Below are 14,084 nucleotides of genomic sequence, written 5' to 3'. Positions count from 1 at the left end.
TTGGCTAGCTGCCCCCCGAGGGGGCGCTTTTTGCCTTGGGGCGGCCCGGCGGAAAAAAATGCCCCCACGCTGCGCCTTTGGCTAGCTGCCCCCCGAGGGGGCGCTTTTTGCCTTGGGGCGGCCCGGCGGAAAAAAATGCCCCCACGCTGCGCCTTTGGCTAGCTGCCCCCCGAGGGGGCGCTTTTTGCCTTGGGGCGGCCCGGCGGAAAAAAAATGCCCCCACGCTGCGCCTTTGGCTAGCTGCCCCCCGAGGGGGCGCTTTTGCCTTGGGGCGGCCCGGCGGAAAAAAAAATCCCCCATCCAGAAGATGGGGGATTTTTTTCATCCTGCGCAGGGCTTGGCGCTTACTTGGCCGGCGCGGCCTTGCTGGTGACGGAGAAGTCTTCCGCGATGCTGAAGAACGTGTTGAGCATGATCTGCAGGTTTTCCTTGCCGATCCCGCCTTCCGAGTTCATGTCCATCTGCAGCACGGCGCGGTTCTTGTCATCCAGGTAGGCGCGCGTCCAGCGGTATTCCTGGTTCCAGGCGTTGATGGCCTTGAGCGAGACCGGCTTCTTGCCGCTGTAGGTCGCGGTCACCACCAGGTCATGGCACTTTTCGGTGAAGTCGTTGCAGAGGAACTCGACGCGCAGGTCGCTGGCGCCGGTGCTGCCCGGATCCAGGACCAGCACGGGACCTTCGTCGCCATCCTGCTTGCGGGGAGCGTAGGACATGTCGTCCAGCATCGCCGTTACGGTGTCCAGGTCGAAGTCCTGCATGTAGCCGGCGACGGATGCGGCTTCAGTGGGGGCGGCCAGTTCCGCACCTTCTGCCGGCTCGCCTTCCTCTTCCATGCCGTCCATGTCGTCGTCCATGCCGGTCGCGCCCAGCAGGCCCGCGAACAGCTCGTCGGCCGGGATCTTCTGGCCGTTCAGGTCGCCCATGCCGTCGGCGAAGTGGAACTTGCCGATGATGTTGTCGCCGTCGTTCTTGCCGACGTTGAGCATTTCGGCCATGCCGGACATCGAACGCATCTGGTCGTCGGCTTCGGTGGCGGCCTGTTCAGCAGTCATGCCTTGCTTTTTGACGCCGTACTGCACGATCAGGTCGCGCACCATGGGCTTGGAAATGACCAGGGTGGCATCGATCTGCTTGATGGCCTTGACCATGATCTCCTGCGGCGTCAGATCCTTGACGTTGGGCGGATTGGTCAGGTCCAGCGCAAAGGTCAGCTTGCTTTCGCCCTTGTCGGTTTTCCAGCTGATCGGGTCGATGCTGAAAGTGGGGTTGCCATTGAGCAGCTTGCCGGCATTTTCCAGCACGGCGTCGAACTGCTCGTCTTTCAGGCCTTCGTCGGTGGCGCCCAGCATGTACTGGCGCACGATCTGGTTGTAGGTGTCCGACAGTTGCTTGATGGCGGCGCCGTCCAGCTTGGCGAGCTTGATCACGGCCTGGCCGTTGCCCAGCGCCACGTCGTTCAGCGTGATGTTGCCGGTCTGGTAGGAGGCTTCGACATTGACGTTCTTGTCGTCTTCGCCCAGCTTGACGCCGTAGCCCAGGTTGTCCAGCGAGAACTTGATGTCGTCATCGGTCTTGGCCACGTCCAGGCGCTTGAGCTTGACGCTCGAATCGCCGATGGACAGGCCGAACTTGCCCATCCGGCTGTTCACGTCCATCGTCAGGCCGGACATCAGCACTTTGACCGGGTCGCGGGTTTTTTCGCCATCCACCGAGAGCTTTTCCACCAGCGCGTGCGCCGTGACGGCTTGCTGCGCGCGGTCGAAGGTGCCGTTGATCTCCATGCCGCTGAAGTCGACGGCGTTGCCGTCCTGCGTGACCTTCATGGGCGCGATATTGGCGGTGGAGGTGGAGTAGCCGCCGAAACTGATGAGCGCGTCGGCGGACAGCGGCACCACGCCATTGGTCAGCTCGAACAGTTCCTTGATGTTGTCGGTCTTGGCGAGTTCAGCGTGCGTGAAAGCCAACTTTGGAGCGATGGCGCCGCGTGCCAGGGCGCTCTTGGGGAAGGGGCCGTGTTCGATGGTTGCATCGAACTCGATCATGCCTGCGGGCAGATCATCGGCGTCCTTGTCGCCCTTGACCAGCGACAGGCCATAGCGCGCCTGCGTCGAGAACAGGCCGCGCTCATACTTCAGCTGATCGATGCGCAGACCGAACAGAGGCGTGATCTTTGCCAGTTTTTCATTGGCTTCTGCCAGATGGCGCTGCGAGCTTTCCTCGATGCGCTTGCCGGTGTACCACGTGGCCCCGACCCAGCTTCCCGCTCCCACTATGACCACGCCGAGGGTGATCGCTACGCTCTTTTTCATCGTTCTGCTTGTATCGTTGATTATCGAGTCATACCCGGTGATACGCGGCTGCTTCTGGCCGCCGGACGCCGTTGCTGGCGCCCGCCATCGGAATACGCGTATTCATCGGCCTGTAAGGCCCGCGGCGAGTATACCGAGGCAGATGGGCATCTGAGCTCGCTCGCAGTTACAGAAGATTTCAAAATGAAAGCCGGCGCGCTGGCGCCGGCTTTCCAGGGAAAACGACTGCAGCGGGGAATTACATCGGATCCAACGGGTAGATCGGACGGCGTACGTGCTTGAACTCAAGCTGGCCGTAGTCCGAGGTGGTGACCCCCACACCAGTGCATTCGATCACGTGCGTCGCCATGTCGGAGAAGCCCGCGCGCCAGTGGACCCGGCTCTTGAGCACGACATAGCGCTTTTGCAGCGGGTCGATGCCGGCCGACAGCAGGCAATTGATGTCGAAGGGTTCCTGGTGGCGGGATACCACCACGATTTCCACGCGGCCCGTGTCGATCACGACGGTCAGGCCGGTGTCGTTGCGCACGCCGCGGTACATGGGGCCGCGGTTCAGGTAGACGCCGTCGAACACCAGCTTGACGCGACCGGTGACTTCGAGCGGCTCGCTGGATTCTTTGATGGCGGGCATGGCCATTTTGCCGCCCAGCTTGATCGTAATGGTCTGCCCCACCCCGGCGGCAGCCGCTTGCTGCGCTGCCTGCGGGTCGCAGATGGCATAGAACACCACGTTTTCGAGTTCCTGGCGCAGTACCTCGGCCAGCACGGCGGTAGTGTCCATCGTGCCGCCGGAACCCGTGTTGTCGTAGTGGTCCAGCAGCACGACGGGGCCTTGTTCGATGGCCTTGGCACGTGTAATGGTGGGGGCCAGCGGTTCCGGGTGGAACACCCAGTCGGCGCGGCCGGTCCAGGCGCGGTCCAGCAATTCGTCTCGATGGCGCTGCGCGTCGGCCAGGTTGCCGTCCGTACAGACCACGGCGCTCAGGCCGGCTTCGCGGATGTCGGCATGCGGGAACCCGACGAAGACCGAGGCGGCCAGCACGCCGCCGGCTTCGAGTTCCTTGCAACGTTCCTGCAGGGGCTTGTTGGGCGCCGCGTGGGTGCCCTGGCACATGATGTGCGGCAGCATGGGCTTGTTGCCCCAGGACATCACGGGCTTGATCTCGCCCTTCAAGGTACGCGCAATGACATCCGCGGCACGCAGGCCCGCGGCGCGGATGTCTACGTGCGGGTAGGTATGAAAGCCACTGATGACCGTCGCGTGCTTGACGATGTCTTCATAGATGTTGGCGTGCATGTCCAGCGTCACCGCCACGGGCGTGTGCGGATCGATTTCGCGTAGGCGCAGCAGCAGGTCGCCCTCGGCATCCTCCACGCCCTCGGCGACCATGGCGCCGTGCAGGTCCAGCAGGATGGCGTCGTAGCCGCCGCGCTTGACCTCATCCAGGACCAGCTTGCACAGCTGTTCGTGGGTCTGGGCGCTGGCGGGGCCGCTGGGCCAGGATTCAGCCGCGACGGGCAGCACGATTTCGGCGCCTTCGCGGCGAGCCACTTCTATATAGCCGCCCAGCCCGCTGTCGGTGTTTTCGTAGGCCTTGATGGCGCGTTCGCCGGCCAGGACCTCGGGATTGCCGCGGAAAAAGCGTTCGAGCGGAGTGGGCACGGGCGAAAACGTGTTCGTCTCGTGCTTGATCATTGCCAAAAGCCAACGCATGGGGATTCCTGTGGGTTTGCTGTGGAGAGTCGGTCAGGCCGCCTGGGGAGGCTGGGGCCAGGGGTGTTGCTCGGGCCGCATGGTTTCCCAAGCGCGCGCCATGCGCAGCACACCCAGGTCGTCGAAGCGCGCGCCGGCGATTTGCAGGCCTATGGGCAGGCCCGCCTTGGTGTAGCCGCAGTTGACGGATGCCGCGGGCTGCTCGCTCATGTTGTAGGGAAGCGTGAAGCCGATGTGGTGCATGGTGGTCGCGACTTCGTTGGTGGGCGACGGCCATTCGGCGTTGTACGCGACGACCGGCGCCACGGGCGACAGCACGTAATCGTAGGGCGCGCAGGCCGCTACCGTCTTGGCGCGCACGTTGATGGTCTCGTAGTAACTGCGGAACACGGCTTCGCCGGATTGGCCGCCGCCGCTTTCCGCCCAGGTACGGATGAAGGGCAGGATCTTGTCGCGGCGTTCTTGCGGCAGGGCGGCAAGGTCGATGGCCGAGCGCGTGCGCCAGAAGCGGTCCACGCCTTCCAGCATGGCCGGTGTCATCCAGGGCTGCATCGGCGTCACGATGGCGCCGGCGGCCTCGAAGGCGCGGGCCGCGGCCTCGACCGCCTCGCGTATCTCAGGATCCAGGGGCAGGCCGCAGCCCGCGTCCATCAGCAGGCCTATGCGCACGCCGCGCAGGTCGCGTTGCAGGTCCAGCCAGTCGAAGTCCTGGTAAGGCAGGCTCATGTGATCGCGCGTGTCGGGCTGGGACAGGACCCCCATCATCAGCGCCGAGTCGGTGACGGTGCGCGTCATGGGGCCCGCGCAGCGGCCCATGAACGGAGGATCGATGGGGATGCGGCCCAGGCTGGGCTTGAGCGTGGCAATGCCGCACCAGGCCGCCGGCAGGCGCACCGAGCCGCCGATATCGGTGCCGATGTGCAGCGGGCCGTAGCCCGCGGCGGCCGCGGCACCGGCGCCAGCGCTGGAGCCGCCCGGATTCTTGGACAGGTCCCAGGGATTGCGGGTCAGCTCATGGAAGCTCGACAGGCCCGACGACAGCATGCCGAAATCGGGCATGGTGGTCTTGCCCAGCAATACCGCGCCGGCTTCGCGCATGCGGGCAGCGGGCGGGGCATCGGCGGCGGCCGGGTTGAGCTCGGTGGCTGCCGTGCCCAAGGGCACCGGGACGCCACGCGTGGCGATGTTTTCCTTGATGGTGGCGGGCACTCCATCCAGCGTGTAGCCGCCGGTTGACTGCGGTTCGCCTTTCATCCAGCGGGCTTCGGAGGCACGGGCCATCGCCAGCGCCCCGTCCGGGTCCAGCGCGTAGGTGGCCTTGAGCCGAGGCTCCCAGCGCCCGATGTGGTCCAGTACTGCACGGGTCACTTCGACGGGCGAGAGACTCTTGTCGCGGTATGCCTGGAGCATCTCCACGGCGGTCAGTTCATGCGGTTGCGGCATTTCGGTTCCAGTGTGTGTACGGGCTCCGGGCGCTTCAGGGCGCGGCGGTGTGGCTTGGGCCGGCCGCGACCGGCCGGAAGTTGCGGAAGTCCCAGTCGCGCCCGGGGGCGGCGTCGATCAAGGCCCGTGTGTACTCGTGGCGCGGTTCGGTCAGCACGGTCTCCGCAGAGCCGGTTTCCACGACCTTGCCGCGTTGCATCACCATGATGGTGTCGCAGATCTGCGCGGCCACCCGCAGGTCATGGGTGATGAACAACACGCCCACGCCGGTGCGTTGGCGCACTTGCTCCAGCAGTTCCAGTACCTGTGCCTGCACGGATACGTCCAGCGCGGACACGGCCTCGTCGGCCACCAGGACTTCAGGGTCCATGACCAGGGCGCGCGCGATGCAGATGCGTTGGCGCTGGCCACCGGAGAACTGGTGCGGGTAGCGGTTCATGGCGTCGGGGCTCAGGCCCACGACGCTGAGGGTTTCGCCGGCCCGCTTCAAGGCCTGCTCGCGAGCCACGCCGAAGTTCAGCAGGCCCTCGATGATGGATTCGCCGACCGTGCGGCGCGGATTCAGCGAACGGTATGGATCCTGGAACACGATCTGGATGCGGCGGCGCACCGGGCGCAGCGCCGAGCCGGACAGGGTGCTGAGGTCTTCGCCGCCCATCATCATGTGGCCCGCGGTGGGCTCGATCAGGCGCACTATGCAGCGCGCGACGGTCGACTTGCCTGAGCCGGACTCGCCCACGATGCCCAGGATTTCGCCTTTGCGCAGCGTCAGGTTGACGTCCGCGGCTGCGATCACGTTGCGCGCCGCCTGGCGCGAGAACAGCGAACTCTTGGTGCCGTAGGTGCGGCCCAGTCCCTTGACGTGCAGCACCGGCATGCCGGCGGGGGCTTCGCGGCGCGATGGCACCAGGCTGGGCACGGACGACACCAGGCGGCGCGTATAGGACTGCTTGGGCTCGGCCAGGATCTCGTTGCGCGTGCCGCTTTCGATCAGGTCGCCGCGGTTCATCACCACGATGCGGTCCGATATCTCGGCCACGACGCCGAAGTCGTGCGTGATAAACAGCACCGCGGTCTTGTGCTTGACCTGCAGTTCCTTGATGAGCGCCAGGATCTGCTTCTGCGTCGTGACATCCAGCGCCGTCGTCGGTTCGTCCGCGATCAGCAACTTGGGTTCGAGGATCAGCGCCATGGCAATGACGATGCGTTGCCGCTGACCGCCCGACAACTGGTGCGGATAGGCCTCGAAGATGCGTTCCACATCAGGCAGATGCACGGACCGGAACATGTCCAGCACCTTGGCGCGGCGTTGCGCGGCAGACATCTGCTTGCGGTGCAGGCGCAGCACTTCGTCGACCTGCTTGCCCACGGTATGCACGGGGTTCAGCGCGGTCATGGGTTCCTGGAACACCATGGCCATGCGCGTGGCGCGCATCTCGCGCAGGCGGCGCTGCGTGGCCGTGACCACGTCTTCGCCTTCCACGCGGATCGAGCCGGCGCTCACGCCCAGTACGCCGGGCGGCAGCAGGCCCATGACGGCCAGCGAAGTGACGGATTTGCCCGAACCGGATTCGCCGACCACGCATACGGTCTCGCCGGCATGCACGTCCAGGCTCAGGTTGCGCACGACACGGTTGCCCGCGCCGGCGACTTCGACCGAGAGGTTGCGGATGGCCAGGATGGCGGACGAGGTATCGCCCGCGGGGGGAGTGGGGGAATAGGTCATCGGCATCAGATCCTGCGCACCATTTTCGGGTCCAGCGCGTCGCGCAGGGCGTCGCCCAGGATGTTTACGCTGAGCACGGTCAGCGACAGGAACAGGCCGGGGAACAGGATCAGTCCCGGCAGCATGCGGAAGTACATGCGTCCTTCGGACATGATGTTGCCCCAGGAGGCGATCTCGGGAGGGATCCCTGCGCCCAGGAAGCTCAGGATGGCTTCGGTAAGCATGGCGGATGCGAAGACATACGTGCCCTGCACCGTCAACGGCGCGATCGTGCTGGGCACCATGTGGCGCCAGAGCAGCAGCGGCAGCGGCGTGCCCAGGGCCAGCGCCGCCTCGACATAGGGTTCACCGCGCACGGTCAGGATCTGGCCGCGCACCAGCCGCACCACGCGCGGAATCTCCGGAATGGTGATGGCGACGAGCACGGTCGTGATGCTGGCGCCCGTGACGGAAACCAGGGCGATCGCCAGCAGGATGCCGGGGATGGCCATGATCGCGTCCATGGTGCGCATGATCAGTCCGTCCAGCGAGCGGAACCAGCCTGCGATCACGCCGATGACCAGCCCGATGGCGACGCTGACAAGCGCCGCGCCCAGGCCCGCGATCAGCGAGATCCGCGCGCCGTAGGCCACGCGCGACCAGACGTCGCGGCCGAATGCGTCGGTGCCCAGCAGATAGTCGGAGAAGGGCGGCTTGAGGCGCGCGCCGGGGTTGATGAGGGTGGGGTCGACGGTGCCAAGCAGCGGCGCGAACAGCGCGATGACGACGACCGCCAGCAGCACTATCAGCGCCAGCATGACCGGCCAGCTCTTGAGCCCCTGACGGACTTGCCGCCAGGCCGTGACTTGGGGATTCCCGCCGCCGGGGAGGTCGGCGGCGTCGGTTGGCGTTTGCATGGGTCGGCCCCTAGTATCTGATCCGCGGGTCGAACACCGTGTAGGCGCAATCGACAACCAGGTTGATGAACACGTAGACGAACGCGAAGAAGAGCGTCAGGCCCTGGATGACCGGGTAGTCCCGCGCGAGCACGGCTTCCACCACCAGCCGGCCCAGGCCGGGGATGTTGAATACCGATTCGGTCACGACCACGCCGCTGATCAGCAGCGCGATGCCCAGGCCCACGACGGTGGCGATGGGCACGGCGGCGTTGCGCAGTGCATGGCCCAGCAGCACTCCGGTCTCGCCCAGGCCCTTGGAGCGCGCCGTGCGGATGAAGTCCTCGCCCATGACCTCGATGACGCTGGTGCGCGTGATGCGCGCGATCAGGGCCACGTAGACCGTGGACAGGGCCAGCGAAGGCAGGATGAGGCGGTGCAGGTACGGCCAGAAGCCCTTGTCCAGGGGAGCGTAGCCCTGCACGTTGAACCATCCCAGCTTGATGGCGAAAAGCCAGATCAGCACGTAGCCCGTGACGAACACCGGCACCGAGAAACCCAGCACCGAAAAGCCCATCACGGCGCGGTCCAGCAGCTTGCCTTGCCGCCAGGCTGCCAGCACGCCCAGCGGGATGGCGACGATCAGCGTGAACACCAGGGTCAGCACCGCCAGGCTGAGAGACGGTTCGAGGCGTTGTCCGATGAGCTTGGTGACCGGCACGCCCGACATGAGCGAAGTGCCCAGGTCGCCTTGCAGGAGCTTGCCGCCCCAGATGAAGAACTGCTTGATGACCGGTTGGTCCAGGCCCATCGTCTGGCGTATCTGGACGATACGTTCGGGCGTGGCGCCGTCGCCCGCCATGATGATGGCCGGATCTCCCGGGCTGAAACGCAATATCGCGAAGACCACCACCGCGACCATCACCAGAACGGGGATGGTCGCGAGGAGCCGGCGTGAGACAAATGCCAGCATGTAATTCCCCCTAACTACTGCCCGTCAAGGGGCTTTCTTGACGTTCCAGAACGCGAACACCGGCGCGTGCACCAGGCCCGAGAGCTTGGTCGAGTAGACGGTGGGCACGGACATCTGGCCCAGCGGCACGTACAGGCCTTCGTCGATACCGATGCGCTGCACTTCCTCGGCGATCTTCTTCTGTTCCGCCGGGTCGGAGGTCAGCGCCATCTTGGTGCGCAGTTCTTCGATCTGGGGGAAGTCGGGCCAGCCGAACCAGGCGTTGTCGCCGTTGGCCGCGGCCGGCGCAGAACGGACGGGGTCCATCACGTCGGTCGCGTACCAGTTGGTGTTGTGGATGTTCCAGCCGCCTTCCGCAGGCGCGGCCTTCGAGGCGCGCCGCGTGGCCACGCTCTGCCAGTCCATCGCGGCGAGGTTGACGTTGAAGCCCGCCTTGCGCAACGCCTGGGCCATCACGACCGGCTGGGCCGACAGGGTGCCGACGTCGGTTGCGTGCATGACCAGGATGGGCGTGTTGTCGTAGCCGGCTTCCTTCAGGAGCGCCTTGGCCTTCTCGATGTTCGACGGCACGACCATGTCCTTGCCGATGTCGCTTTCCAGCGGCGTGCCGCAACCCCACAGCGAGGCGCAGGTCTTCCAGTACTTCGGATTGCCCACCAGCGCCTTCATCACGTCTTCCTGGCCGATGGCGTACATCGCGGCCTGGCGTACCTTCTTGTTGTTGAAGGGCGGGTACTTGAAGTTGAAGCGGTACATCGTGAAGTAGCCGACCGGGCTGAGCGACTCTTCCTTCAGATCCTTGTTGCCTTCGATCATCGGCAACAGGTCATAAGGGAATTGTTCGACGAAGTCGATTTCGCCGCCCAGCAAGGCATTGGCGGTGGTCAGCGCGTCGGGCATGACGTCCCATTCGACCTTGTCGACGTTGACCACCTTGCCGCCAGCCAGCCCGCTAGCGGGTTCCTTGCGCGGCACGTAGTCGGCGTTCTTGGCGTAGACCGTCTTCACGCCCGGCTTGAACTCGATGACCTTGAACGGACCCGAGCCGGTCATGTCGGTGATGGGCTGGCCGATGGCTTGTTCGGCGATGCGCTTGGGCATCATGAAGGGCGCGGTGCCGGTGGGCTTGGACAGGGCGCGCAGCGCCAGGTCCGTGGGCTCTTTCATGACGATGCGGAAATTCTTGTCGTCGATGACTTCGATCTTGTCGGTGAACTTGAGCAGGGTGCGGCCCATGCCGTCGCCCGCGGCCCAGCGCTTGATCGAGGCGACGCAGTCCTCGGAAGTCACCGGCTTGCCGTCGTGCCATTTCTGGCCGTCGCGCAAGGTCATGGTGTAGGTCTTGCCATCCGGCGAGACTTCCCACTTTTCAAGCATCTGCGGCTGGATCTTGTTGTCGGCGTCGGTGGCCAGCAGAGTGTCGTAGATCATGTAGCCGTGCCACGTCGTGATGTACGCGGTGGTGGCATGCGGATCGGTCAGGCGCAGAGGCGAGTGCATCACCGATTTGATGACGGTCTCGGCGTAGGCGCCATGAGCCATCATCAGGGTGGCGCCGGCCAGCGCGGCCGCTCGGACGTACTTCAGCATGAATGTTCCCCTTGATGCGTAATGAGCGGCGCCATCGCGCCGCTGCGTCGTTAATCCGCCGCGCGAGGGCGGCGTGCGAGGTTCAGGCGGTAGCCGACCGGCCGGAAAAGACCGGTCCGCAAGGCGCCATTCTGATGCCGGGACGCAACCGTGTCCATGGTTGTTTTGCCGCATCCATCAGCATGGAGCCCGGGGCCGCGCAGACCAGGATCGTTTGCGCAATGCCGGTGAAATCCGCGCGGAAGTGCGCCGAACTCTTGACCACCAGGATAGCGGCGCGCCGCGGTTCAACGCCGGCGAAACGGAACATTTCCTGGTCGGCCATCTGCACCTTGTTCGACGCGACGATGATGCGTACACCGCCTATGCGCAGGCAGGCGCTGGGACCCAGGTCCATGTGGAAGCCGCGGTAGAACGCGCCGTGCGTATCGAAGCGTCCATCTGAAGTTTTCTCGACGATGAACTCGGTGTCCAGCGGTTCGTCGTCGGGAATACCCGAGTGTCCACCCAATGCAATGCGTACCTTGTTTCCCGCGCCCGCGCGATGGGCCGCAAGCGCGGCCGCGGGGTCGACGATGAGGCCGATGGCGGTGTCGCGCGCGTCGTGCCGGATCAGGGCCCGCAAGATGCCGGTGGTGTCCGAGCTGCCGCCAGCGCCTGGATTGTCTTGCGCGTCGGCGATCACCACGGGCTTGCTGGCGTCGCGCGCCAGACGCATGGCTTCCTGCACGGCTTCATCGGGCGTGTAGAGTTTGCCGCCGAAATCGCGTTCCGCGTTGAGCACCGCGCGCGTCATGGCGTCGGCCGCCGCGTCGGCTTCGGCCTGCGTGTTCCCGTAAGCCCACACGGCGGGCGCGCATTCGGGGAAGTCGGCTGCGGGAAAACCCGTGGCAAACGATACGCTCAGCGCACCGCGCGTTTCGATATCGCCCACCAACTGGTACAGGCTGCGCGACGGCTCTATGTCCGTGGACTGCCAGCAAAGCGAAATCAGATAGGGCAGCGAGCGCAGCGCCACATGGGGCCGGGGCGTGCCGGCCAACCGCGAGGACAGCAGTCCGGCGGCGCGTTGCCCGGTTTCGGCCATGTCGATGTGCGGATAGGTGCGATAGCAGACCAGGGCGTCTGCGTGGCGCACCATGGCGCGGGTCACGTTGGCATGCAGGTCCAGGCTGGCCACGACAGGCACGTCCGGTCCCACCAGCTCGCGCACGCGGCGGAGCAGTTCGCCCTCGCCGTCGTCCAGATGCTCGGTGACCATTGCGCCGTGCAGGTCCAGATAGACGCCGTCCAGCGGCAGCGCCTGCGACAGGCCCTGCAGGATCATCGCGCTGATGCGTTCGAAAGCGTCCTTGGTGACCGGACCGGAGGGGCTGGCCGCGGCCCAGGTGGTGGGCAGCAGCGTGTGCCGCCCCATGGCCTCAATGAAGCCCGCCACCGGTATGTTGGCGCCCGCGACCGCCTGGAACATCGCCGGCCCGCTGACCAGCTTGGGCCAGCCGCCGCCTTTCTCGGCAAAGTCTTCCCACGCCGCGCGCGAAGGCGCAAACGTATTGGTTTCGTGCTGAAAGCCGCCTATCCCGATGCGCATCAGGATTCCCCTTGTCATTTTTGATATGAGGAAGACGCAGCTACGCCGCGCCCATTTCAGTTCCCGTCGCAGACGGGCACAACGCAACTAACTGGCAAGACCTTTCGCAGCGGGGTCGCGCGGATCCGGCTCGGTGCACCCCGTCGTGATGCCACGCAGCCGACTCATCGCCCCACATCGTGATGCCACGAAACCAGTTCGTCGCATTCCGATCGGGATGCCGCGGATCCGGCTTTGCCGGTCCGCAGGCATGCCCCCCTGGGGGGGAAGCGCGCAGCGCTTCGGGGGGGGGACCCTCACTTAGCGACAGGCATGGTGAATTCCGCGCCCTTGGCAATGCTGTCGGGCCAGCGCTGCATCACGCTCTTGTAGCGAGAATAGAAGCGGATGCCTTCTTCGCCGTAGGCATGGTGGTCGCCGAACAGCGAGCGCTTCCAGCCGCCAAAGGAGTGCCAGGCCATGGGCACGGGGATAGGCACGTTGATGCCCACCATGCCGACCTTGATCTGGCGGGCGAAGGCGCGCGCCACGCCGCCATCGGACGTGAAGCAGGCGACGCCATTGCCGAACTCATGGGCATTGATCAGCTCCACTGCCGAGGCGAAATCGGGCACGCGCACGATGCACAGCACCGGTCCGAAGATTTCTTCGCGGTAGATGTTCATGGTGGGCTTAACGTGGTCGAACAGCGTGCCGCCCAGGAAGAAGCCCTTTTCGTTGCCCGGCACTTTCAGGCCGCGGCCGTCGACCACCAGTGTGGCGCCCGCCGCGACGCCATCCTCGATGTAGCCCACCACCTTGCCGCGATGCTGCGAGGTAACCAGCGGGCCCATTTCGGCATCGCCCTGCATGCCGTCCTTGACCACCAGCGCCTTGACGCGCGGGGTCAGGCGTTCGACGACCTTGTCGGCCACGTCGCCCACGGCCACGGCCACCGAGATGGCCATGCAGCGTTCGCCGGCGGAGCCGTAGGCCGCGCCCATCAGGGCGTCGGTAACCTGGTCCAGGTCGGCATCGGGCATGACCACCATGTGATTCTTGGCGCCGCCCAGCGCCTGCACGCGCTTGCCGCGGCGGGTGCCTTCCGCGTAGATGTATTCGGCGATCGGCGTAGATCCGACGAAGGACAGGGCCTCGACGTCCGGATGCGCGATCAGCGCGTCCACCGATTGCTTGTCGCCGTGGACCACGTTGAAGACGCCTTCGGGCAAGCCCGCTTCCGTCAGCAGTTCCGCCAGGCGCACGGAGGCCGAAGGGTCGCGCTCGGAGGGTTTCAGCACGAAGGTGTTGCCGCAGGCGATGGCCACGGGGAACATCCAGCAAGGCACCATCATCGGGAAGTTGAACGGGGTGATGCCGGCCACGACGCCCAGGGCCTGCCGCATGCTCCAGTTGTCGATGCCGCCCCCGATCTGGTCGGAGTATTGCCCCTTGAGCAGTTGCGGGATGCCGCAGGCGAATTCCACGATTTCAATTCCGCGCGTGACCTCGCCCTTGGCGTCGGAGAAGACCTTGCCATGCTCGCGGGTGATCAGTTCGGCCAGCTCGTCCTGGTGTTTGTCCAGCAGCGCCTTGAAATTGAACAGGATGCGCGCGCGCTTGAGCGCGGGCGTTTCCGACCAGGCGGGAAACGCGGCCTTGGCGGCGGCCACGGCCAGAGCCACTTCGTCATTGGACGCCAGCGGCACGGAAGAGGCGACCTCGCCGGTCGCGGGGTTGAAACCGTCGGCGTAGCGGTTGCTGCGGCCGTCGTAGTGTTGGCCGTTGATGAAATGAGGGATCTTCTTCATGAGGGAACGCTCGAATCTGGGGCTTTGAAAAATGCCGGAGGGCGGCCCAGGGCCGCCCAGGCTGAAAAGCCGC

General features: G+C 65.4%; 9 protein-coding genes. All 9 read right to left on the bottom strand.

Features of this window, described 5'->3' with window-relative positions:
• Window positions 1-344: 344 nt before the first annotated feature.
• The 9 genes from VCS63_RS24470 to VCS63_RS24430 all read right to left on the bottom strand — a co-directional run bounded on the left by VCS63_RS24470 (window position 345) and on the right by VCS63_RS24430 (window position 14,011).
• Window positions 345-2,309: a DUF945 family protein gene (locus tag VCS63_RS24470; protein ID WP_323881243.1), complete on the bottom strand. Its 1,965-nt coding sequence runs from the start codon at window positions 2,307-2,309 to the stop codon at window positions 345-347.
• A gap of 238 nt (window positions 2,310-2,547) precedes the next feature.
• The gene (locus tag VCS63_RS24465) at window positions 2,548-4,023 is read right to left on the bottom strand and encodes a M81 family metallopeptidase (RefSeq protein WP_323881241.1); all 1,476 of its coding nucleotides are present in this window, start codon (window positions 4,021-4,023) and stop codon (window positions 2,548-2,550) included.
• 33 nt (window positions 4,024-4,056) lie between these two features.
• Window positions 4,057-5,466 (bottom strand): amidase, encoded by a 1,410-nt coding sequence (locus VCS63_RS24460; RefSeq protein ID WP_063642852.1) that lies wholly within the window; start codon window positions 5,464-5,466, stop codon window positions 4,057-4,059.
• A 34-nt stretch (window positions 5,467-5,500) separates the two neighbouring features.
• Window positions 5,501-7,192: an ABC transporter ATP-binding protein gene (locus tag VCS63_RS24455; protein WP_063642851.1), complete on the bottom strand. Its 1,692-nt coding sequence runs from the start codon at window positions 7,190-7,192 to the stop codon at window positions 5,501-5,503.
• Window positions 7,193-7,197: 5 nt separating this feature from the next.
• Window positions 7,198-8,088, bottom strand: coding sequence for an ABC transporter permease (locus VCS63_RS24450; RefSeq protein ID WP_323881238.1), 891 nt, complete (start codon window positions 8,086-8,088; stop codon window positions 7,198-7,200).
• A 10-nt stretch (window positions 8,089-8,098) separates the two neighbouring features.
• Complete coding sequence (locus VCS63_RS24445; protein ID WP_042795172.1) at window positions 8,099-9,040, bottom strand: ABC transporter permease; 942 nt, start codon at window positions 9,038-9,040, stop codon at window positions 8,099-8,101.
• A gap of 24 nt (window positions 9,041-9,064) precedes the next feature.
• Window positions 9,065-10,630 (bottom strand): ABC transporter substrate-binding protein, encoded by a 1,566-nt coding sequence (locus tag VCS63_RS24440; RefSeq protein WP_042795171.1) that lies wholly within the window; start codon window positions 10,628-10,630, stop codon window positions 9,065-9,067.
• 82 nt (window positions 10,631-10,712) lie between these two features.
• A complete protein-coding gene (locus VCS63_RS24435) occupies window positions 10,713-12,221 on the bottom strand; it encodes a M81 family metallopeptidase (protein ID WP_323881236.1) in 1,509 nt (502 codons plus the stop codon).
• A 296-nt stretch (window positions 12,222-12,517) separates the two neighbouring features.
• A complete protein-coding gene (locus tag VCS63_RS24430; protein WP_076815524.1) occupies window positions 12,518-14,011 on the bottom strand; it encodes a CoA-acylating methylmalonate-semialdehyde dehydrogenase in 1,494 nt (497 codons plus the stop codon).
• Window positions 14,012-14,084: the final 73 nt, after the last annotated feature.

The sequence above is a fragment of the Achromobacter sp. D10 genome, assembly GCF_035282245.1.
Lineage (GTDB): Bacteria > Pseudomonadota > Gammaproteobacteria > Burkholderiales > Burkholderiaceae_B > Achromobacter > Achromobacter insolitus.
The sequence above is the reverse complement of the archived record's forward strand: the minus strand, read 5'-3'. Positions and strand labels throughout refer to the sequence as shown.

Bases quoted from the DNA above. Each gene is read 5' to 3' on its own strand.
- VCS63_RS24470 (WP_323881243.1), bottom strand. From the start codon at position 2,309: ATGAAAAAGAGCGTAGCGATCACCCTCGGCGTGGTCATAGTGGGAGCG.
- VCS63_RS24465 (WP_323881241.1), bottom strand. From the start codon at position 4,023: ATGCGTTGGCTTTTGGCAATGATCAAGCACGAGACGAACACGTTTTCG.
- VCS63_RS24460 (WP_063642852.1), bottom strand. From the start codon at position 5,466: ATGCCGCAACCGCATGAACTGACCGCCGTGGAGATGCTCCAGGCATAC.
- VCS63_RS24455 (WP_063642851.1), bottom strand. From the start codon at position 7,192: ATGACCTATTCCCCCACTCCCCCCGCGGGCGATACCTCGTCCGCCATC.
- VCS63_RS24450 (WP_323881238.1), bottom strand. From the start codon at position 8,088: ATGCAAACGCCAACCGACGCCGCCGACCTCCCCGGCGGCGGGAATCCC.
- VCS63_RS24445 (WP_042795172.1), bottom strand. From the start codon at position 9,040: ATGCTGGCATTTGTCTCACGCCGGCTCCTCGCGACCATCCCCGTTCTG.
- VCS63_RS24440 (WP_042795171.1), bottom strand. From the start codon at position 10,630: ATGCTGAAGTACGTCCGAGCGGCCGCGCTGGCCGGCGCCACCCTGATG.
- VCS63_RS24435 (WP_323881236.1), bottom strand. From the start codon at position 12,221: ATGCGCATCGGGATAGGCGGCTTTCAGCACGAAACCAATACGTTTGCG.
- VCS63_RS24430 (WP_076815524.1), bottom strand. From the start codon at position 14,011: ATGAAGAAGATCCCTCATTTCATCAACGGCCAACACTACGACGGCCGC.